Raw genomic sequence first — 21,053 nt, 5'->3', positions numbered from 1 at the left:
CCTCTCACGCAAACGCCCGGAAAGTCCGGATCGTTTCCTCCGCCTCGCCGACCGCTTCCGGCGTGCCGACCGTCAGCCAATGGCCGTCGAGCATGGTGCCGTAAAGCCGGCCCGTGGCAATCGACTTGTCGTAATAGGTGTTGACGTTGAAGGCATCATCAGGCGCATCGTCGAGAAAGGCTGGGGTCATGACCAGCGTACCTGCATAGACGACGCCATTCTGAGCGACATCGCGATAGCGCGAAAGCCGGCCGTCTTCAGCAAGGCCGAAATCGTTCTTGCCATTATGACCGGTGGTCTTTTCGAGCGCTACACAGAGCATGGCCATGTCCATGCGCTCGGCATCGAAGAATCCGGCTAGGCGTTGCAGATTGGTGGGGCGACCCTGTGTTTCACCGATCCAGAAGAGATCCGAATTCATGACGAAAACCGGGTCACGGCCCAGAAGCTTCAACCCCTTGGCCAGCCCGCCACCATTGTTCATCAGTGCATCGCGCTCGTCCGAGATCAGGATTTCGAGCTTGCGGTAGTTGCGCAGATGCGCCTCCATCTGGTCGGCATGGTGATGGACATTGACCACAACTTGCTCAACGCCGGCGTCCGCCAGCGCATCCAGCGCATAGTCGATCATCGGCTTGCCGGCGATTTTCACCAGCGGCTTCGGGATGGTGTCGGTGATCGGGCGCATGCGGGTTCCGAGCCCCGCGGCCAGCACCATGGCTTGTCTGATGGTCATCTCGTCTCGAACTCGTGATTCGGCTGCTGTCTTCCTTTAGCATAACGCCGGAAAACCGTCGCCCGGTCTCGGGGCGTTATGCCTCGCCTATTCCGGCCTTCGCGCACCAGTCGCGCAAGGGAGCGAGCGTTTCATGCTCGAAAGCGATGGCGAGATAGCTGAGCGTGCGCGGCGTATGCTTCAGATAGCCGGGCTTACCGTCGCGCTGCAGCAGCCGCACCCAGAGGCCGGCGAGCTTGCAATTGCGCTGCGCCGACATGATCGCCCAGCTCTTCAGGAACTTGGCTTCGTCGAAATTGCCCTGCGCACGCCGGAGCGACAGGTAATCATCCATCAGCTGGTCATGCAGAGGCCGTTCGATGGTGACGCGCGCATCCTGGACGATGGAGGCGAGGTCATAGGCCGTTGGCCCGATCATCGCGTCCTGGAAATCGATAAGGCCGACGCGCTGGATGCCTTTTTCCTTCGCCTGCCAGATAATATTCGGCGAGTGGAAGTCGCGCAGCAGCAGGCTCTTTTCAGCGCCGTTCAGTTGGTCGATCAGAGCGTCCCAGATTGCCAGATAGTCGGCGCGCTCTTCGTCGCTGGCCGGCGTGCCGCGTTTCCAGGGCAGGTGCCAGTCGATGAGCAACCGTGCTTCCATCGTCATGGCCGTGCGGTCGAAATCCGGGATGTGATGGATATGGCCCGGCGTGACGGGAATATTCCGCGGGATGGTCAGGCCGTGCAGATGCGCGAGACAGGCGACGCTGGCACGATAGCGCTCGGCAATCGGTCTGCCCTCGTCGTCCAGCACGCCGTCGGTGCCGAGATCCTCGATCAGCAGGATGCCCTGGCTGTAATCGACCGCGAAGATCTCCGGCGCGGCAAAGCCGTTTTTACGCAGCTCATTGGCGATCGCCACGAAAGGATAGGCGTCTTCGGCGAGATGCGCGACCTTGGGATAGGGTTTGCCGTCGAGCACTGCCGGTCCCTCCGGGAGGCGCGGCCAGTCCATCAGGATCACTTGGCCGCCGCCGCCCTGCGGATAGATCGATTCATAGGCGCGCAGTGACGCATCGCCCGTTAGGAACCGGCGCTCTGCGCCTGCATAGCCGTTGGCATCGAGAAAGGCGCGGATCGCCAAAACGCGCTGGATGCGGGCGAATTGCTTGGCAGGCGCCGTGATCGTCGCCCGGCGCCCTTCGCCCTCGTGCTCCAGCTTGAGGTCGATGCGCTCTTTCGGCAGCTCGCTTTCGGCCATCTCAGGCCATTCCACCAGGCAGATGCCGGTCTGCAGCGCTTCGTCGAAGCCAAGTTCGGCGAGTTCGCTCGGATCGCCCAAGCGATAGAGGTCGAAATGCGAAACCGGGATGCGCAGCTCGTAGGATTGCACCAGCGTGAAGGTCGGGCTTGGAACGTCGAGATCGGTATCGTCCGCCATGGCGCGCAGCAAGGCGCGGGCCAGTGAGGATTTGCCCGCGCCGAGATCGCCTGATAGCGCCACGCAGTCGCCGGCCCTCAATGCCAGTGCCAGATCCTCGCCGAGCCGTGTGGTCGCCGCGTCGTCTGCCAGGAAAAGGGAGATGCTGGTGTTTGCTGCTGTCATTCTGCTGCGACGGAGTGCGGCGATTCGGCGGAAGGGATCCGGCAGTTGACCGTGGTTCCCTTGCCCGGCTGGCTTTCGATCGAGACCTGGCCCTCATGCAGGCTGACGAAGCTTTCGACGATGGAGAGGCCAAGGCCCGCGCCGCTGCGCTTGCCGCCTTTTCCGCTCGAGGCGAAGCGGTTGAACACCGTTCGCATGATCTCTTCCGAAATCCCCGGACCCTTGTCGGCGACCGAGAAGACGAAATCCGTGCCGTCGCGTCCGCATGTGAGCGCGATGGTCGATCCCTCAGGCGCGAAATTGGCGGCGTTGGTCAGAAGCTTGAGCAGGATCTGCTTCAGCCGCTGCTGGTCGGCAACGACGGAGCCAAGATGTGCGGGCACGGTGATTTCCAGCGTCACGCCGCTTTCCTGCAGCCGATCGGCGATCTGCATCGACACTTCATCGAGAAGGTCGTCGAGCGCGATTTCGGAATAGTTCAGCCGCATGATGCCGGCGTCGACCGTCGCCAGATCGAGAATGTCGTTGACCAGCGTCAAGAGAACCGCCGACGAGGTGGAGATATGGTCGATATATTCCGCCTGTCGGTCGTTCAGCGAGCCGATGCCGGGTGTTTTCAGGAGATCGGTGAAGCCGATGATGTTGGTGAGCGGCGAACGCAGCTCGTAGGAGACATGCTGGACGAAATCGTTCTTCAACTCGTCGGCCTTCAGTAGCGCTTCGTTCTTTTCGGTGAGCGCCCGCTCGGCACGTACGCTGTCGGTCTTGTTGACGAAGGTCAGCATGGTCTGCGCGTTCGGCAGCGGAATGACGGCATAGTCGAGGACGAGGTTGGAATAGAGTTCCAGCGTGCCCTGCGACGACGGACGTTCATCGTCGAAACTGGTGATCTGCTCGGCAAAGCGCTTCCAGCCATCTGGCCGGTCATAGGAGGGCGCGCAGGCTTCGGCCAGCGTCTGGATATGCGTGCCGGGTTTTGCCTGGATTTCGGTGATGTTCCAGAGGATGCGGAACGCCGGATTGGAGAGGCGAATGCGGCCATCCGGGCCGAAGACGGCCACACCTTCGGAAAGGTGGTCGATGGTCTCGCCCTGCACCACGACCAGCGTGTTGTAGCGCGTTTCGAGATCGACCTGTTCGGTCAGGTTTTCGAACACCCAGGTGGCGCCACCCTGCGGATGGGCGGTGGCGAAGACGCGCAGGATCTGGCCGTTCGGTAGGTGCCAGAGGTCGGATTGCGTATCGAGCGCGCGGTAGACGGAGAGCACGCCGTCTTTCCAGGTCTTCCAGTTCAGCTGTTCCGGCAGTTTCTTGGCGCTGCGCAACCGGTCGAGCAGTTCGCTATTATCCGGCTTCTTCTCGAGGAAGGCGATGTCGAGTTCCCAGAGTTGAACGAAGGCCTGGTTGTAGAATTGCAGCCGCCGGTCGCCGTCGAAGATCGCAACGGGTGTCGCGAGATGATCAAGCGTTTCGGCGTGGCTCTTCAGCGTGCGTTCCAGCTCGGCGCGTACGGTCTCGGCCTCGGAAACGTCGATAGCCATGCCGACCGAACCGTTCGGCAATTTAACGTCGATGACATCGAAGAAGGTGCGGTTGCCGTGAACGACGGTGGAAATCTTGTCGTGGAAGGGCGATTCCGGCGTGGCGGAGGCGCGAATGCGCTCGCGGGCGACGGTGGTCAGAAATTCGCGGCCTTCGCGAAGGGCCTCATCCGGCGACACGGCCTCGACCGCTTCGCCGTAGGCATGATTGACCCAGGTGAGCTGGCCGTCGGCGTCGCGTTGCCAGACCGGCAGGTCGATGGCGTCGAGCAGATTCTGGAAGGCGGAGATCGAGGTCATCAGCCGTTCGCGCTCGATCTTCAGCTCGGCCAGTTCGGCGCGCAGATTGTTGAGCGCGATGAAGCGGACGAAAGCGCGGCCGCCGGAGATGCGGCCCTGGGCTTCCAGGATCTCTTCGCGGTTCGTTTCGACCACGATGTCGAAGCTCTGGCCGCTGCCACGCAGCTTGTCGATCGCCTTTTCCAGCTCGCCGGCCGACCAGGATTTCATCCAGCGGCCGAAAGCGAGAAATTCGTTGTCCTGCGGTGCGCCGGTCTCGACGGGCAGCTGGCCCAGCAGCTCCGGCCGTGCGTTCTGGCCGTCCCAGATAATAATGCGGCGGTTCTTGTCGGCGATCAGTGCCTGATATTGCGAGATGCGCTGGTTGGCATCGGAAAGGGCTGTGCGGATTTCGCGGCTCTCGCTTTCCAGGTTGCCGCGCTGACGAACCATCCAGACGGTCGACAGCAGCGCCGCGGAAATTACGCCGATGATGACGGAGAAGACTGCCATTTCGGAGGAGGTGAAGAGCCGAACCACGGTTGGAGCGGCGGCACTGGTCTGCGCCAGAACAGGACCTGCGAGGCTGGTCGCAATGCCGCCGAAAATGCTGAGGCGCAGCAGGCGCGCCAACGAGGCCAATGGGCGCATATCTCCGCGCCGCTTCATCCAGGGTAAAAGCATATATGCGCCGCCCTGCCATCGCCGCGTGGATGCCTTTTCGGGCATCGCCGACTCAAGCAGGTTGTCTTTCGCTTCAGACATAAGCGGTCTGTCTCCGTCCTTCAGAGCATGATGCCGAAAAGTGTAAGCGGTTTTCGGACGACATCATGCTCTACTTATTTGTTTGTAGAGCGGATTCAGATTTTAGGTCGAGCCGACCTAAAATCATCCGACTCTACTGTGCCGCAATCTCGACAAGACATCCCATTTTCATGGCTCCGAGGAAGCCCCGGTTCGTCACGAATCAAGTCTAAAAACAATACTGCCTAAGGGAATCGCCGGGAAGGGAGCCGGCCAAAAAATAAGCCCCGGCATTTGTCAATGCCGGGGCCACAAGATGTTGTGGATATAGATCGGTAGATCAGTATCTGTAGTGGTCAGACTTGAACGGACCCTGCGGCGTCACGCCGATATACGCAGCCTGCTCGCCAGAAAGCTCAGTCAATTTCACGCCGAGCTTGCCGAGATGCAGACGCGCAACCTTCTCGTCGAGGTGCTTCGGCAGCACATAGACCTGGTTCTGGTACTGGCCGGGCTTGGTGAAGAGCTCGATCTGCGCCAGAGTCTGGTTGGTGAAGGAAGCCGACATGACGAAGGACGGATGGCCGGTGGCGTTGCCGAGGTTCAAGAGGCGGCCTTCCGACAGAAGGATGATGCGGTTACCCTTGGCGAACTCGATCAGGTCGACCTGCGGCTTGACGTTCGTCCACTTGAGGTTACGCAGTGCCGCAACCTGGATCTCGTTATCGAAGTGGCCGATGTTGCCGACGATCGCCATGTCCTTCATCGCACGCATATGGTCGATGCGGATGACGTCCTTGTTGCCGGTGGTGGAGATGAAGATGTCGGCGCTGGAGACGACGTCTTCGAGCAGGACCACTTCATAGCCGTCCATCGCAGCCTGGAGTGCGCAGATCGGATCGACTTCCGTGACCTTGACGCGGGCGCCGGCGCCGGAGAGCGAGGCAGCCGAACCCTTGCCGACGTCGCCATAGCCGCAGACGACGGCGACCTTGCCGGCCATCATCACATCGGTGGCGCGGCGGATGCCGTCAACCAGCGATTCCTTGCAGCCGTACTTGTTGTCGAACTTCGACTTGGTGACGGAATCGTTGACGTTGATCGCCGGGAAGGGCAGCAGGCCCTTCTGGCTGAGCTGGTACAGGCGGTTGACGCCGGTGGTGGTTTCTTCGGTAACGCCCTTGATGGCGTCGCGCTGCTTGGTGAACCAGCCCGGCGATGCCGCAAGACGCTTCTTGATCTGTGCGAAGAGGATTTCTTCTTCTTCCGAATGCGGATCGGAGAGGACATCCTCACCGGCTTCGGCGCGGGCGCCGAGCAGGATGTACATGGTGGCGTCGCCGCCATCGTCGAGGATCATGTTGGAGAAGCCGCCATCGGCCCACTGGAAGATCTTGTCGGTGTAGATCCAGTAGTCTTCGAGGCTTTCACCCTTGATGGCATAGACCGGAACGCCCGAAGCGGCGATTGCTGCGGCGGCATGGTCCTGCGTCGAGAAGATGTTGCACGAGGCCCAGCGAACCTCGGCGCCAAGCGCGACCAGCGTCTCGATGAGAACGGCGGTCTGGATCGTCATATGCAGCGAGCCGGTGATGCGCGCGCCCTTGAGCGGCTTGGTTTCACCGAATTCGGCGCGGCAAGCCATCAGGCCCGGCATTTCCGTTTCGGCGATCGTGATTTCCTTGCGGCCGAAGTCGGCAAGGCCGATATCCGCGACGATGTAGTCGTTTTCAGTGCTCATCAAAGGGTCTCCAGCCTGAACGATGCAATCGCGCCTGGGCAAACGCCTCGGCCGAATGCAACAAAATTGCACGCTGTCAGCGTGGTAGGATGATGCCGTGTAGCAGGCTTCAGGCTGGAAATCAATAATGATATAAAGAAGTCTTTATGTCTTTATATCCCAATTTGAGAGACCAAGCGGCGATGGCTTACATCTCTTCGCCGAACTTGTCGGCGACAAGCTTGTCCAGCGCCTCGAGCGCTTCCGTGGCCTGCTTGCCGCTGGCGGTCACCAGCACGCTGCAGCCGGGGCTCGCCGCAAGCATCATCAGGCCCATGATCGAGTTGCCGCCCACCGTGGTTCCGTCCTTGGAGACGGTGATGGTGGCGTCGTAGGCTTCGACGGTCTGGACGAATTTGGCGGAGGCGCGGGCATGAAGGCCGCGCTTGTTGATGATCAGAAGTTCCCGGGAGAGCGCGGTCATAGGCAGGATGTTTGTCTCGTCATTTGCCGCTGAGCACGCGGCTGGCCACGTTGATGTATTTGCGCCCGGCCTCGGAAGCTTCGACCAGGGCGCGCTCCATGTTGTTGTCGCCGCGCACGCCCGCTAGCTTGATCAGCATCGGCAGATTGACGCCGGCAATGACCTCGGTGTGGCCGCTATTCATGACGGAGATGGCGAGATTGGAGGGAGTACCGCCGAACATGTCGGTCAGGATGATAACCCCGTGTCCATCGTCAGCGCCGGTCACGGCCTGCAGGATATCCTGCCGCCGCTTGTCCATGTCGTCTTCGGGACCAATCGATACCGTCTCTATGAACTTCTGCGGACCAACGACATGCTCGACCGCATGCCGAAACTCTTCAGCCAGCTTGCCATGAGTGACAAGCACAAGTCCGATCATGATATTACTGCTCCCATCGCACACGCAAACAGGTGGGCCATATCGCAATGCAGCAATGTCGTCCACCAGTGGGGGGACATCTTGGCGATGAAAAGACGAAGTGCAAGCTTAAAATACGATAATTGCGTGGCTATAGCGGCGAGAATGGCCGATTAATCTAAATCCACAGCGATTTTTGCCATAATTGCAGCGAGCGGATTAACCGATATTGCCGAGAGCCGGATCAGTGGCAGACGGATGGATCCGGTGACATCGATCTGCTCGTCCTCGGGCGGAAGCCGCTCTGCCGTTGCCGGATCGACCGGGCATATGGCGAAATGCATTTCGGCCTCAGAAACATGCGGGAGCCGCACGATACCGGTGTAGCGGATCTCCATCAGCCCGGCGATCGCAGGCGGACATTCGGCGATGACGGCGCCGTCCCGCCGCGCAATGAAAACCTGATCGTCGGCAACCAGGGATGCGGCAAGGCCGAGCGGCTTGGCGGCGGCAAGGCACGAGAAGGCGAGCGAGGATTTGCCGCTGCCCGAAGCCCCAAGAAAGAGAAGGCCGGTCTTGCCGACGACGATCGCCGTTGCGTGGATGTTGGTCGCCTGGGTGTTCATGCCGGCGTTTCGGCGGGCAGCGAGAGGATGAAGCGGGCGCCGAGCAGCGTCGTGCCGTCGCCGTCGATGATGTTTTCGGCGCGCAGCGATCCGCCATGCGCCTCGGCGATCTGTCGGCTGATCGACAGGCCGAGACCCGAATTCTGGCCGAAATCTTCCACCTCCGGCCGGTCGGTATAGAAGCGCTCGAAGATGCGGTCGATATTTTCCGCCTGAATGCCTGGGCCGTTATCCTCGACATAGATGACGCAGCGCGTTCTCGTGCGCGTCAGCCGGACCGTGATCTTTCCGGTGTCCTTCGCAACGAAAGAGCGGGCATTTTCAACGAGATTGGTGATGATCTGGCCGATGCGCAGATCATGGCCGTTGGCGGTGAATTTGGTTTTCGTGCCGGGCTTGCGCTCGACGATATACTCTATCTCGACCGCTTTCTTGCTGTGCCCGACCTGCCGGGAAATGTCGATCATGTCACGCAGCAGCACTTCGAGGTCCAGGGATTTCTCGTCCGAGCGGGCGAGTTCGGCATCGAGGCGCGATGCGTCGGAGATGTCGCTGATCAACCGGTCGAGGCGGCGCACGTCATGCTGGATCACGTCCATCAGCCGCTTCTTGGAATCGTCGCTCTTGGCAAGCGGCAGCGTCTCGACGGCGCTGCGCAGCGATGTCAGCGGGTTTTTCAATTCATGGCTGACATCGGCGGCGAAACTTTCGATCGCATCGATGCGATCGTAGAGCGCCGAGGTCATATCACGCAGCGCAATCGACAGGTTGCCGATCTCGTCCTGACGGGCGGAGAAATCCGGGATTTCCTCGCGCTCCTTGGCACCCCCGCGACGCACGCGGATGGCGGCAGCCGAAAGCCGGCGCAGCGGATTGGCGATCGTTGAGGATAGAAGCAGCGACAGGACGACGTTGACCAGCGTCGCCACCCCGAAGACGCGCATGATCGCCAGCCGCTCGGCATGGACGATCTTGTCGATGTCGCCGGCCTGGGTCGAGAGCAGCAGTACGCCGAGCACGGCACGGAACCGCTGGATGGGGACTGCGACAGAGACGATCAGCTCGCCCTTTTCGGTGGTACGCACGACCGCGCCGCGCACGCCGGTCAGCGCATTCATCACTTCCGGATAGATCGAGCCGTCGCCGCCGGGGGCTTCCTTATAGACGGGCAGGTTGCCGGGCTGCAGCATCTTGTTGAGCAAGCCGCTGAACCAGTCCGACCAGCTCTGTTTCTCGTCGTCGACCGGCGGCAGGTCGTAGCGCAGCACCTGGCCGCGCGAATAGAGGTGACGGCTGTCGAGCAGCAGGTTGGCATCGGCATCGAAGATGCGGGCGCGGGTGCGCGTCGGCGAGATCAGCCGCGTCAGCACGGGTGCTACCTTTTCCGGATCGATCGGGAATTCCAGGTCCTCGTCGTTCGGGACAGGCGTGATGCTCTGGCCGGCCTGGAGCTCCAACAGCTTCTGCGGATCGATGGTGATGGAGTTGGTGTCGACCGAGGCGGATGCCGAGACCGCGCCGGCGATGATCTCGCCCTGGGTCAGCAGGCTTTCGACGCGGGCGTCGATCAGGCCTTCGCGGAACTGGTTGAGATAGAGGATGCCGCCGACGAGAACGACGAGAGCGGCGAGGTTGAAGAACAGGATGCGCCGCGTCAGGCTGGAAAAGACGGCATTGCCGAAGATGCGGCGGATCAGCGTGAAAGGGTGCGTCCAGCGCCGACGGGCGATCCTGGCACCGCTCGGGGTTTCCGCGTCGTCGATATCTCTATCTCTGTGCTGCACCAGCTGCGCCAAGCCAACGGCCCTTTCGAAGAACGGGATCGCCGATCCCGTCCGCATGCTCTTATTCCATTGTCCGCCGCATGGTCCAGTTAACTATTCGAGCATGATGCCGAAAAATGTAAGCGGTTTTCGGACGACATCACGCTCAATTTTTTTCTAGAGCGGATTCGGATTTTAGGTCGATTCGACCTAAAATCATCCGGCTCTAGGCAGCTTCGCGGAAGCGATAGCCGACGCCATACAGCGTTTCGATCATATCAAAATCGAGATCGACCATCTTGAATTTCTTGCGCAGCCGCTTGATGTGGCTGTCGATGGTGCGGTCGTCGACATAGACCTGCTCGTCATAGGCGGCGTCCATCAGGGCGTCGCGGCTCTTTACGACGCCGGGGCGTTGCGCCAGCGAATGCAGGATCAGGAATTCCGTGACGGTCAGCGTCACCGGTTCGCCCTTCCAGGTGCAGGTATGGCGTTCCTGGTCCATGACGAGCTGGCCGCGTTCCAGCGAGCGGGCCTGCTGGGTGGCGCCCGGCTTCGGCGCTGCGCTGCCGCCGGCATTGTTTGCGGCTTCGCGGGCGGAGGCGCGGCGCAGCACGGCCTTGACGCGCTCGACCAGCAGACGCTGCGAGAAGGGCTTGGTGATGAAGTCGTCGGCGCCCATCTTCAGGCCGAAGAGCTCGTCGATCTCTTCATCCTTCGAGGTCAGGAAGATCACCGGTATATCGGACTTCTGCCGCAGGCGGCGCAGAAGCTCCATGCCGTCCATGCGCGGCATCTTGATGTCGAAGATCGCCAGTTGCGGCGGCCGGGCAAGCAGGCCATCGAGCGCGGAAGCGCCGTCGGTGTAGGTTTCGACCTTATATCCCTCGGCTTCCAGGGCAATCGACACGGAAGTCAGGATATTGCGGTCGTCATCTACGAGCGCGATTGTCAACATGGTGTTCGTCTCCGTCATTAGTGCGCATCTCCCGGATTTGGAATCCAGCCCAGGTGGCTTGCCAGCTCGGTTGGCGGTAACCTGGCGCGCTTATGGGGATAAAGGTGGAACAAATTGTGGCAAAGATAAAGGGGTGGATTGTCGAGCCAGAAAAACCTTGACCAGGAGTTGTGCGACGAATCGTCCCGATGTCGCTCATTCAAACGATTTAAAATTATTGATATTTATCTAAATCGATTAAATGTCTGATATCATTCGATATTTCTCGTTATTTGCTCTTGTGCTTTTAAAAAGACGCCACTAGGTTTCATTTAGTTTAACGGCCACGGCCTTGTTAGAGGAATGAAGCGATGGAGCAATTCGGCGTCCGCAACCCCGCAATCGAACTCGACTCGATCGGTCTGGGAGCCGCTGCCAGCGTGCGCTATAACCTCCTGGAGTCCCATCTTTACGAGGAAGCGATTCGTCGGCGGGAAGCCGATCTGACCGCTCACGGTGCGCTCAGGGCATTGACCGGGCAACATACTGGCCGTTCGCCGAAGGATAAGTTCGTCGTTCGCAACGCCGTGACCGAAGACCAGATCTGGTGGGACAACAACAAGCCGATGTCGCCGGAGCATTTCGCCCTGCTGCATAAGGACATGCTGGCGCATGTGCACGGCAAGGATCTGTTCGTTCAGGATCTGATCGGCGGCGCCGACCATGACTATGCCCTGCCGACGCGCGTCGTCACCGAATTCGCCTGGCACTCGCTGTTCATCCGCAACCTTCTGATCCGCCCGGAGCGCTCGGCGCTGGAAAGCTTCGCACCGAAGCTGACCATCATCGACCTGCCGAGCTTCCGCGCCGATCCGGAGCGTCATGGCTGCCGCACGGAAACGGTGATCGCCTGCGACCTCGTCAACGGCATCGTCCTGATCGGCGGCACGTCCTATGCCGGCGAAATGAAGAAGTCGGTCTTCACCGTGCTGAACTACTTCTTGCCGGAACGCGGCGTTATGCCGATGCACTGCTCGGCCAATGTCGGGCCGGAAGGGGATGCGGCGATCTTCTTCGGCCTGTCGGGCACCGGCAAGACGACGCTGTCGGCCGATCCGACCCGCACCCTGATCGGTGACGACGAACACGGCTGGGGCGAAAACGGTATCTTCAACTTCGAAGGCGGCTGCTACGCCAAGACCATCCGCCTGTCGGCCGAGGCCGAGCCGGAAATCTATGAGACCACCCGTCGCTTCGGCACGGTGCTGGAAAATGTCGTGCTCGACGAGCATGGCGTACCGGATCTCGACGACGGCTCGCTGACAGAAAACACCCGCAGCGCCTATCCGCTGGACTTCATTCCGAACGCCTCGGAATCCGGCATGACCGGCCATCCGGAGACGATCATCATGCTGACGGCCGACGCTTTCGGTGTCATGCCGCCGATCGCCAAGCTGACGCCGGACCAGGCGATGTACCACTTCCTCTCGGGCTACACCGCCAAGGTCGCCGGCACTGAAAAGGGCGTCGTCGAGCCGGAAGCCACCTTTTCGACCTGCTTCGGCGCTCCCTTCATGCCGCGTCATCCGACCGAATACGGCAATCTGCTCAAGGAGCTGATCGCACGCCACGGCGCCGGTTGCTGGCTCGTCAACACCGGCTGGACCGGTGGCGCCTACGGCACTGGCCGGCGTATGCCGATCAAGGCGACGCGCGCTTTGCTCGCCGCTGCTTTGAAGGGTGACCTCGACAAGGCCGAGTTCCGCATCGACCCGAATTTCGGCTTCGCGGTGCCGGTTGCCGTCGATGGCGTCGACAGCGCCATCCTCGACCCACGCTCCACCTGGGCCGACGGCCAGGCCTATGACGCGCAGGCGGCCAAGCTGGTGCAGATGTTCGTGTCCAACTTCGCCAAGTTCGAGGACCATGTCGACGGCAACGTCCGCGACGCGGCCCCGGGATTTCGCGCTGCGGCGGAATAAACGATCGCATCGCATTGATGACTCACGTGAAACCCCGGCAGCTGGTCTGCCGGGGTTTCATTTTGCCGCCGTGCTGTTTTCAACCGCCGAACAATATGGGATAGACAGGCGCGGAGAAAAACATGGCCAGCGACGCGCTTTACATCAACGACCGGATCACCATTGCCGGCTGGGAACTGACGGAACAATTCGTTCTGGCGGGCGGTCCCGGTGGGCAGAATGTCAACAAGGTCGCAACCGCCGTCCAGCTCTTCTTCGGTCTCGTGAGTTCGCCGTCGCTCAACGATCGCGTCAAGGCCAATGCCGTCAGGCTCGCCGGCCGTCGCGTCTCCAAGGACGGCGTGCTGATGATCGAGGCCAGCCGTTTCCGCAGCCAGGACCGCAATCGCGAGGATGCGCGCGAGCGCCTGAAGGAACTGATCCTCGAAGCCGCCGCCCCACCGCCGCCGCCACGCAAGAAGACCAAACCGACCAAAGGCTCGATCGAACGGCGCCTGAAGGAGAAATCCGGACGCTCCGAGGTGAAGAAGATGCGCGGCAAGCCGGGCGGCGATTAGGCTTTCGGGCTGTGGTTTTGGTTTGGTTATCTCTCCGCTTATCGGAGACGATGGTTTCTGCGGCAGCCCCCTCACCCTAGCCCTCTCCCCGAGGGGAGAGGGGACGACTATCGCAGCCGTCTCAGTTTATTCGCAAAAGGGGCCGCCAACGCCAACCCCCTCTCCCCTCGGGGAGAAGGTGCCCGATAGGGCGGATGAGGGGGGCGCGGCAGGGAGAGCAAAACCACCTAGCCCATTCGGGCAGCGATAGCGTAACCTGACCGGCACCGCCAAACTTGGAACACATAGATGCTTCTTCCCAACGGCATTCGCCATCTTCCTGGTTATCTCGACCGGCCCCAACAGGAAGCCCTGGTCGAAGCCATCCGCAAGGTCGTCGCTGAAGCACCACTCTACACGCCCGCCATGCCTGGCACCGGCAAGGAGATGTCGGTCCGGATGACCAATTGCGGCTCGCTTGGCTGGGTGACGGACAAGCAGCATGGCTATCGTTATCAGCCGACCCATCCGGTGACGGGCAGGCCGTGGCCGGCGATTCCACCGAAGCTGTTGGAGCTTTGGGCTAATATAGCCGGCTATGAAAAGCAGCCGGAGGCATGTCTCGTCAATTTCTACAATGACGATGCCCGCATGGGCCTGCATCAGGATCGCGACGAACAGGATCTTAAGGCACCCGTGCTGTCGATCTCGCTCGGCAACACCTGCCTCTTCCGTGTCGGCGGTCTCAACCGCAATGATCGTACGCTATCCTTCAAGCTTTCCAGCGGCGACATCGTCGTGCTTGGCGGCGAGGGCAGGCTCTGCTTCCACGGTGTCGACCGCATCCATCCTGCAACTTCAACGCTCTTGAAGAATGGCGGGCGGATTAATTTGACGCTGCGACGCGTCAATCCCTGAACCGGTCGTCAGAGCTTCCTGAGCGCCACCTGCTCAATCAGATGGTTCTTGCCCTTACGCAGGATCAGGTCGGCGCGCGGGCGGGTCGGCAGGATATTCTGGCGCAGGTTTTTAAGGTTGATGTTCTTCCAGAGTCCCTCAGCGATCCCAAGCGCCTCTTCCTCGGTGATCGAGGCATAGCGGTGGAAGAAGGAGTGCGGGTCGCGGAAGGCGGTTTCGCGCAGCCGCATGAAGCGGGTGACATACCAATTGTGGATCAGCGGCTCGTCGGCATCGATATAGATCGAGAAGTCGAAAAAATCCGAGACCATCGGCACGATCTTGCCGTCGGCCGGCAGGTGTCGCGATTGCAACACGTTGATGCCTTCGAAGATCAGGATATCCGGCCGGTCTACGGTCTTGTATTCGTTGGGCAGCACGTCATAGACGAGATGCGAATAGCAGGGCGCCTTGACATCCGGCTGCCCGGCCTTGATGGCCGAAAGAAAACGCAATAGTTCGGCGGTGTCGTAACTCTCAGGAAACCCCTTGCGCTGCATCAGGTTGCGGCGCTGCAATTCGGCATTGGGATAGAGAAAGCCGTCGGTGGTGATCAGGTCCACCTTCGGGCTCGACGGCCAGCGGCGCAGCAGTTCCTTCAGGATACGGGCCGTAGTGGACTTGCCGACGGCGACCGAGCCGGCGATGCCGATGACGAAGGGCGTCTTGGCGACACCGTTGAGGCTGAGGAAGCGGTTGCGCTGCTCGAACAGGATCTGCGAGGATTCGACATGCGACGACAAAAGCCGCGACAGCGAAAGATAGATGCGCCGGACTTCGTCGAGGTCGATCGGGTCGCCCATGGAGCGCAGCCGCGTCACTTCGTCGGCGGTCAGGGTCAACGGCGTATCGGCTCGGAATTTCGCCCATTCCTCCGTCGAGAAGAAATAATAGGGCGAATAGGCCTTCGCCTGAAAAATATCGAGCGTCTCGGGTGTGGTCGGGGTTTTGGTGGCTATTGTCATCGCGTTCTACCGGCTTGCCTTCTCCTGAAGGCCGGATTGAGCGGTGCGCCTTTCGAGCTCACCCATGACATTCTGCAACGGAATGCCTGCAATCTTCAATACGACCATAAGATGATAAAGCAAATCCGCTGCCTCATAGGTGAGGTTGTCGCGATCGCCGGTGACGGCGGCCATCACGGCCTCGATCGCTTCCTCGCCCAGCTTCTTTGCCGCTTTCGGCTGGCCGGCGGCGCAAAGCTTTGCCGTCCAGGATTCCTCCGGCTGTGCCTTGGAGCGCTCGTCGACGATCCTTTCGAGGTCGGAAAGGGTAAATCCGCTCATCCGTCGTTGTCCTCCCTAGTCGAGCCGCATGGCGATGCCATGTTCCGACATATACCGTTTTGCTTCGCCGACCGAATAGGTGCCGAAGTGGAAAATCGAGGCTGCGAGCACGGCGGTCGCATGGCCTTCCTTGATACCTGCGACGAGATCGTCGAGATCGCCGACGCCGCCCGATGCGATGACGGGCACGCGCACCGCATCCGCGATCGCCCGCGTCAGCTCCAGATCGTAGCCGACCTTGGTGCCGTCGCGGTCCATCGAGGTGACGAGAAGCTCGCCGGCGCCGCGCTCGACCATCCTGCGGGCAAAATCGACAGCGTCGATGCCGGTCGCGTTGCGGCCGCCATGGGTATAGATTTCCCAGGCGCTCTGATTGTCGCCGCCCAGAGCCTCGGTGCGCCGCCGCTTGGCGTCGATCGAGACGACGATGCATTGGTTGCCGAACTTGTCGGCGGCTTCGGCGACGAAATCCGGATTATTGACGGCGGCCGAGTTGATCGACACCTTGTCGGCGCCGCAAAGCAGCAGCTTGCGGATGTCGGCGATGGCGCGAACGCCGCCACCGACGGTCACCGGCATGAAGCATTGCTCCGCCGTTCGCGCCACCACGTCGAAAATAGTTTCGCGATTGTCTGAAGAGGCGGTGATGTCGAGGAAGCAGAGTTCATCGGCGCCGGCGGCATCATAGGCCTTGGCAGCTTCGACCGGATCGCCTGCATCGACGAGATTGAGGAAATTGACGCCCTTGACGACACGGCCGTCCTTGACGTCAAGGCAGGGGATAACGCGGGCTTTCAGGGTCATTGCGCGATCTCCTTTTCCTTGGCCGCCTTGATCAGCGCCAGGGCTTCCTGCGGATCGATACGGCCATCATAAAGCGCACGGCCGGAAATCGCACCCTCCAGTTTGCGGGCATCCGGCTCGATCATGCGGCGGATATCGTCCATCGAGGCCAGCCCGCCGGAGGCGATGACGGGAATCGAAACGGCATCGGCCAGTTCCAGCGTCGAAGCCCAGTTGATGCCGGTCAGAATGCCGTCGCGGTCGATGTCGGTATAGATGATCGCGGCAACGCCGGCGCCTTCGAATTTCTTCGCCAGCTCGATGATGCCGAGTTCGGAGGCTTCCGCCCAGCCTTCGACTGCCACCTTGCCGCCCTTGGCGTCGATGCCGACGGCGACATGGCCCGGAAATCTCTTGCAAGCCTCGATCACCAGCGCCGGATCGCGCACGGCAACCGTGCCCAGAATGACGCGGGTGAGCCCGCGCGCCAGCCAGTTCTCGATATGGTCGAGCGTGCGGATGCCGCCGCCGAGCTGTACCGGGTTCTTCGTAGCCTTGAGAATTGCATCGACGGCAGCGCCGTTGACGGTTTCGCCGGCAAAGGCGCCGTTGAGGTCGACCACATGCAGCCATTCGAAGCCCTGGTCCTCGAAGGCCTTGGCCTGGGCGCTGGGGTCTGGATTATAGACGGTCGCCTGGTTCATATCGCCGAGCTTCAGGCGTACGCACTGGCCGTCTTTCAGATCGATGGCGGGGAAAAGAATCATGGTTTCTGTCCTTGAAGCGCGAGCCTTACGGCTTCCAGCGCAGGAAATTGGCAATCAGGGCGAGGCCGAGCTTCTGGCTCTTTTCCGGGTGGAACTGCGAGCCGGCCATGTTGTCGCGGCCGACGAAGGCGGTCATCGCTCCGCCATAGCCGGTCGTGGCGATGACGTCGTCGGCGTGGTCGGCGGCCAGATGGTAGGAATGCACAAAATAAGCGTGCAGCCCGTCCGGGCCGGTCGGGATGCCGTCGAAGAGCGCGTGCGGATGCCTCAGATCCAGCGTATTCCAGCCGATTTGCGGGATTTTCAGACTCGGATCGCTCGGCGTCATCTCCTTGACGTCGCCCTTGATCCAGCCGAAGCCTTGCGTGATCGTCTTTTCCAGCCCGCGCGACGACATCAGCTGCATGCCGACGCAGATCCCGAGAAAGGGGCGGGCCTTGTTTTCCACGACATCGATGATGGCTTCCGCCATGCCGGAAACGGCGTCGAGCCCGCGGCGGCAATCGGCATAGGCACCGACGCCTGGAAGCACGATGCGGTCGGCGGTGGCGACGCGCTCGGCATCATCGGTCAGATCAATCTCGGCGTCGATGCCGGCTTCGCGAGCGGCGCGTTCGAAGGCTTTGGTGGCCGAGCGCAGATTGCCCGAGCCGTAGTCGATAATCGCGACGCGCATAGTCAGCGTCCTCCATCATAGCCGGGCAGACCGAATGTCGATCCGCCGTGGCCGGAATTATTGTTTGGATAGGAAGGGATATCCCAGTTGTTCACGTGGATATTTTCCTGCACCTTCGGCTCGATGCCCGAGAAATAGACTTCTTCCGCCATTGCCAGATTCTGCGCCGAAACCAGCCCTTCCGTCCTCCATCCACCATCGGCAAGACGACGGTAGACGGCATTCGGGCCTTCGAGCGCCGCAAGGATGCGGACGCCGATGAGAATCGCGATGCCTGCGGCGAAAAATCCCGGCCGGCGGAGCAGCTCCAGCGCGACGCCCTGCAGCAGAAAGGCGGCGGCGGCATGCAGCCACAGCCGATGGTAAATCATCCAAAGCGTCGGAAACAGAAAGGCTAGCCAGGAAAAGCCGTCGCGGATGAAGCGCGTCTTGTCCTGGTTGCCGTCCGGCCCGCCGGGTGGCGTCAAAATCAGATAGCTTGCCATCTCTTCACTTCCCCCATGATGGGGCTCAGGCGAGGGTGCCCTTTGTCGAGGGCACACGGCCTGCCTGCCGCGGGTCGATCTCGGTTGCCGTGCGCAGCACGCGGGCAACGGCCTTGAAGCATGTCTCGGCTATATGGTGATTGTTGGCGCCATAATGGTTGAGGATATGCAGCGTGATGCCGGCATTCTGCGCCAAGGCCTGGAAGAATTCGCGCACCAGTTCGGTATCGAAGGTGCCGATCTTCGGGGCGCTGAAGGCAACGTTCCAGACGAGGAAGGGCCGGCCTGAGAGATCGACGGCCGCCTTGGTCATCGTCTCGTCCATGGCGAGATCGATCGAGGCATAGCGCGTAATGCCGCGCCGGTCGCCCAGCGCTTTGGCGATGGCCTGACCGATGGCGATGCCGGTATCTTCAACCGCATGGTGATCGTCGACATGCAGGTCGCCCTTGGTGTCGATCTCCATGTCGATCAGCGAATGTCGCGACAGCTGTTCCAGCATATGGTCGAAGAAACCGACGCCCGTCGAAATGGTCGACTTGCCGCTGCCGTCGATGTTGACGGATACGGAGACCGAGGTCTCGTTGGTCTTGCGGGAAACGCTTGCCGTGCGGCTCGCTACAGTCTCTGCCATGGGCTGCTCCATCGGGATGACGGCCGTTCCTTATCAGGCACATCGGCAAATATCCAGAAGTTAAGTCTCCAATGACTTATCTAGCCGGCTTCCAGGCATCATTCCAAAATGGGAGGCATTTGCAATCGCAAAAAGCCCTCTTACATAGATCACGACGGGGCCGAAACGCGGCCCGGCAGAACGCCCGCCAGAATGGGGGCAAACAGGTGTTACATGACGACAATTGTGACTATTCGCAAAGGTGGCAAGGTTGTGATGGCCGGTGACGGCCAGGTCAGTCTTGGCCAGACGGTAATGAAGGGCAATGCCCGCAAGGTTCGCCGCATCGGCAAGGGCGACGTGATCGCCGGTTTCGCCGGCGCGACCGCCGATGCCTTCACGCTGCTGGAGCGGCTTGAAAAGAAGCTCGAACAATATCCCGGCCAGTTGATGCGTGCGGCCGTCGAGCTCGCCAAGGACTGGCGCACGGACAAATATCTGCGCAATCTCGAAGCCATGATGCTGGTGGCCGACAGACAAGTGACGCTCGCCATTACGGGCAACGGCGATGTGCTTGAGCCGGAACACGGCGCGCTCGCGATCGGCTCTGGCGGCAATTATGCGCTCGCCGCTGCGCGTGCGCTGATGGATACCGACAAATCCGCCGAGGAGGTCGCCCGCCGCGCCCTCGATATCGCCGCCGACATCTGCGTTTACACCAACCATAATGTGGTGATCGAAACGCTCGATGCCGACGCCTAATTCCTATCTTGATCGTATCCAGCCCTGACGGGAAACACACGAAATGACCACTTTTTCCCCCCGCGAGATCGTTTCCGAACTCGACCGTTATATCGTCGGCCAGCATGAGGCCAAACGCGCCGTGGCGATTGCGCTGCGCAACCGCTGGCGCCGCCAGCAGCTCGAGCCCGATCTGCGCGACGAAGTCATGCCCAAGAACATCCTGATGATCGGCCCGACCGGCGTCGGCAAGACGGAAATCTCCCGTCGCCTCGCCAAGCTCGCCGGCGCTCCCTTCATCAAGGTCGAAGCCACCAAGTTCACCGAAGTCGGCTATGTTGGCCGTGACGTCGAACAGATCGTCCGCGATCTCGTCGAAGTCGGCATCGGCCTGGTGCGCGAAAAGAAGCGCGCCGAGGTGCAGGCCAAGGCGCATATGAGCGCCGAAGAGCGCGTGCTCGACGCCCTGGTCGGCGCGACCGCCTCGCCGGCGACGCGTGACAGCTTCCGCAAGAAGCTGCGCGACGGCCAGCTCGACGACAAGGAAATCGACATCGAAGTGGCCGACACTGGCTCCGGCATGCCCGGCGGCTTCGAGATTCCCGGCATGCCCGGCGCCAATATCGGCGTGCTCAACCTCTCCGAGATGTTCGGCAAGGCCATGGGCGGCCGCACCAAGAAGGTCCGCACCACGGTCAAGGATTCTTATAAGGAACTGGTGCGCGACGAATCCGACAAGCTGATCGACAATGAGGCGATCCAGCGCGAGGCCGTGCAATCCGCCGAGAATGACGGCATCGTCTTCCTCGACGAGATCGACAAGATCGCGGCCCGCGACGGCGGCATGGGCGCCGGCGTCTCCCGCGAAGGCGTGCAGCGCGACTTGCTGCCGCTGGTCGAAGGCACGACGGTTTCAACCAAGTATGGTCCGGTCAAGACCGACCATATACTCTTCATCGCCTCTGGCGCCTTCCACGTCTCGAAGCCTTCGGATCTCCTGCCGGAATTGCAGGGCCGCCTGCCGATCCGCGTCGAGCTTCGGCCGCTGACCAAGGAGGACTTCCGCCGCATCCTGACCGAGCCGGAAGCCAGCCTCATCCGCCAGTACAAGGCGCTGATGGAGACGGAAGACCTGAAGCTCGACTTCACCGACGATGCCATCGATGCGCTCGCCGATGTCGCCGTGCATCTGAACTCCACCGTCGAGAACATCGGCGCCCGTCGCCTGCAGACGGTGATGGAGCGGGTACTGGACGAGATTTCCTATAATGCCTCGGACCGTGCCGGCGTATCGGTGACCATCGATGCCGCCTATGTCCGTGAACATGTCGGCGATCTCGCCAACAATACCGACCTGTCGCGCTTCATTCTTTAGTGCGAAGGATGCCGGCATCGGCATTTTGAAATAT

21 protein-coding genes are annotated in these 21,053 nt (G+C 61.0%); 5 read left to right on the top strand and 16 right to left on the bottom strand.

Translation table 11 applies throughout. The annotated features are described in order from the left end of the window. Window positions 1–4: 4 nt before the first annotated feature. From AB6803_RS18610 to AB6803_RS18570, 9 genes are all read right to left on the bottom strand, one after another. A complete protein-coding gene (locus AB6803_RS18610; RefSeq protein WP_371110287.1) occupies window positions 5–736 on the bottom strand; it encodes a nucleotidyltransferase family protein in 732 nt (243 codons plus the stop codon). A gap of 76 nt (window positions 737–812) precedes the next feature. Continuing rightward, a complete protein-coding gene (gene tsaE, locus AB6803_RS18605) occupies window positions 813–2,324 on the bottom strand; it encodes a tRNA (adenosine(37)-N6)-threonylcarbamoyltransferase complex ATPase subunit type 1 TsaE (protein WP_371110286.1) in 1,512 nt (503 codons plus the stop codon). Further along, window positions 2,321–4,795, bottom strand: coding sequence for an ATP-binding protein (locus AB6803_RS18600; RefSeq protein WP_371110529.1), 2,475 nt, complete (start codon window positions 4,793–4,795; stop codon window positions 2,321–2,323). The genes tsaE and AB6803_RS18600 overlap by 4 nt, the downstream gene beginning before the upstream one ends. A 433-nt stretch (window positions 4,796–5,228) precedes the next feature. Next, window positions 5,229–6,629 (bottom strand): adenosylhomocysteinase, encoded by a 1,401-nt coding sequence (gene ahcY / locus AB6803_RS18595; RefSeq protein WP_371110285.1) that lies wholly within the window; start codon window positions 6,627–6,629, stop codon window positions 5,229–5,231. 187 nt (window positions 6,630–6,816) lie between these two features. Further along, on the bottom strand, window positions 6,817–7,092 hold the full coding sequence (locus AB6803_RS18590; protein ID WP_007698588.1) for an HPr family phosphocarrier protein: 276 nt from the start codon (window positions 7,090–7,092) through the stop codon (window positions 6,817–6,819). A 19-nt stretch (window positions 7,093–7,111) separates the two neighbouring features. After that, window positions 7,112–7,513, bottom strand: a complete 402-nt coding sequence (locus AB6803_RS18585; protein WP_007698585.1) for a PTS sugar transporter subunit IIA — start codon at window positions 7,511–7,513, stop codon at window positions 7,112–7,114. Between the two features lie 152 nt (window positions 7,514–7,665). Next, window positions 7,666–8,118, bottom strand: a complete 453-nt coding sequence (locus AB6803_RS18580; protein WP_371110284.1) for an HPr kinase/phosphorylase — start codon at window positions 8,116–8,118, stop codon at window positions 7,666–7,668. Continuing rightward, a complete protein-coding gene (locus tag AB6803_RS18575) occupies window positions 8,115–9,914 on the bottom strand; it encodes a stimulus-sensing domain-containing protein (RefSeq protein ID WP_371110528.1) in 1,800 nt (599 codons plus the stop codon). Before AB6803_RS18575 ends, AB6803_RS18580 begins: the two co-directional genes overlap by 4 nt. A 193-nt stretch (window positions 9,915–10,107) precedes the next feature. Beyond that, on the bottom strand, window positions 10,108–10,839 hold the full coding sequence (locus AB6803_RS18570; RefSeq protein WP_193561730.1) for a response regulator transcription factor: 732 nt from the start codon (window positions 10,837–10,839) through the stop codon (window positions 10,108–10,110). A 350-nt stretch (window positions 10,840–11,189) separates the two neighbouring features. Between AB6803_RS18570 and AB6803_RS18565 the strand changes: the two genes are divergently transcribed. The 3 genes from AB6803_RS18565 to AB6803_RS18555 all read left to right on the top strand — a co-directional run bounded on the left by AB6803_RS18565 (window position 11,190) and on the right by AB6803_RS18555 (window position 14,254). Beyond that, on the top strand, window positions 11,190–12,800 hold the full coding sequence (locus AB6803_RS18565) for a phosphoenolpyruvate carboxykinase (protein ID WP_371110283.1): 1,611 nt from the start codon (window positions 11,190–11,192) through the stop codon (window positions 12,798–12,800). A 122-nt stretch (window positions 12,801–12,922) separates the two neighbouring features. Continuing rightward, window positions 12,923–13,357: an alternative ribosome rescue aminoacyl-tRNA hydrolase ArfB gene (arfB, locus tag AB6803_RS18560; RefSeq protein WP_034520619.1), complete on the top strand. Its 435-nt coding sequence runs from the start codon at window positions 12,923–12,925 to the stop codon at window positions 13,355–13,357. Between the two features lie 288 nt (window positions 13,358–13,645). Continuing rightward, on the top strand, window positions 13,646–14,254 hold the full coding sequence (locus AB6803_RS18555; RefSeq protein WP_371110282.1) for an alpha-ketoglutarate-dependent dioxygenase AlkB: 609 nt from the start codon (window positions 13,646–13,648) through the stop codon (window positions 14,252–14,254). Window positions 14,255–14,262: 8 nt separating this feature from the next. Here AB6803_RS18555 and coaA read toward each other — a convergent pair whose 3' ends face one another. From coaA to hisB, 7 genes are read right to left on the bottom strand one after another with little or no spacing between them, the layout of a single operon-like run. Beyond that, window positions 14,263–15,258 carry a type I pantothenate kinase gene (gene coaA, locus AB6803_RS18550; RefSeq protein WP_371110281.1) on the bottom strand — a complete coding sequence of 332 codons (996 nt, stop codon included), beginning with the start codon at window positions 15,256–15,258 and terminating at the stop codon, window positions 14,263–14,265. 6 nt (window positions 15,259–15,264) lie between these two features. Continuing rightward, window positions 15,265–15,579: a phosphoribosyl-ATP diphosphatase gene (locus tag AB6803_RS18545; RefSeq protein WP_371110280.1), complete on the bottom strand. Its 315-nt coding sequence runs from the start codon at window positions 15,577–15,579 to the stop codon at window positions 15,265–15,267. A gap of 15 nt (window positions 15,580–15,594) precedes the next feature. After that, window positions 15,595–16,383, bottom strand: coding sequence for an imidazole glycerol phosphate synthase subunit HisF (gene hisF, locus AB6803_RS18540; protein WP_007698552.1), 789 nt, complete (start codon window positions 16,381–16,383; stop codon window positions 15,595–15,597). Continuing rightward, entirely contained in the window at window positions 16,380–17,129 is a 750-nt protein-coding gene (gene hisA / locus AB6803_RS18535; protein WP_371110279.1) for a 1-(5-phosphoribosyl)-5-[(5-phosphoribosylamino)methylideneamino]imidazole-4-carboxamide isomerase, read from the bottom strand. The genes hisF and hisA overlap by 4 nt, the downstream gene beginning before the upstream one ends. A gap of 25 nt (window positions 17,130–17,154) precedes the next feature. Continuing rightward, window positions 17,155–17,805: an imidazole glycerol phosphate synthase subunit HisH gene (gene hisH / locus AB6803_RS18530; RefSeq protein ID WP_371110278.1), complete on the bottom strand. Its 651-nt coding sequence runs from the start codon at window positions 17,803–17,805 to the stop codon at window positions 17,155–17,157. A gap of 2 nt (window positions 17,806–17,807) precedes the next feature. Then, window positions 17,808–18,290 carry a DUF2628 domain-containing protein gene (locus AB6803_RS18525; RefSeq protein ID WP_371110277.1) on the bottom strand — a complete coding sequence of 161 codons (483 nt, stop codon included), beginning with the start codon at window positions 18,288–18,290 and terminating at the stop codon, window positions 17,808–17,810. 25 nt (window positions 18,291–18,315) lie between these two features. Continuing rightward, a complete protein-coding gene (gene hisB, locus AB6803_RS18520; RefSeq protein WP_007698539.1) occupies window positions 18,316–18,924 on the bottom strand; it encodes an imidazoleglycerol-phosphate dehydratase HisB in 609 nt (202 codons plus the stop codon). Between the two features lie 213 nt (window positions 18,925–19,137). On the opposite strand from hisB, the gene hslV reads away from it, so the two are divergent. Together hslV and hslU are read left to right on the top strand one after the other, a co-directional pair. Further along, window positions 19,138–19,665 (top strand): ATP-dependent protease subunit HslV, encoded by a 528-nt coding sequence (gene hslV / locus AB6803_RS18515; protein WP_371110276.1) that lies wholly within the window; start codon window positions 19,138–19,140, stop codon window positions 19,663–19,665. Window positions 19,666–19,708: 43 nt separating this feature from the next. Continuing rightward, complete coding sequence (gene hslU, locus AB6803_RS18510) at window positions 19,709–21,019, top strand: ATP-dependent protease ATPase subunit HslU (RefSeq protein WP_371110275.1); 1,311 nt, start codon at window positions 19,709–19,711, stop codon at window positions 21,017–21,019. The last annotated feature ends 34 nt before the right edge of the window (window positions 21,020–21,053 follow it).

Origin of the sequence: Rhizobium sp. RCC_161_2, assembly GCF_041355235.1 — a bacterium.
Classification (GTDB): domain Bacteria; phylum Pseudomonadota; class Alphaproteobacteria; order Rhizobiales; family Rhizobiaceae; genus Rhizobium.
Note: the sequence above shows the minus strand (reverse complement) of the source record. Positions and strands in the feature narration are given on the sequence as shown.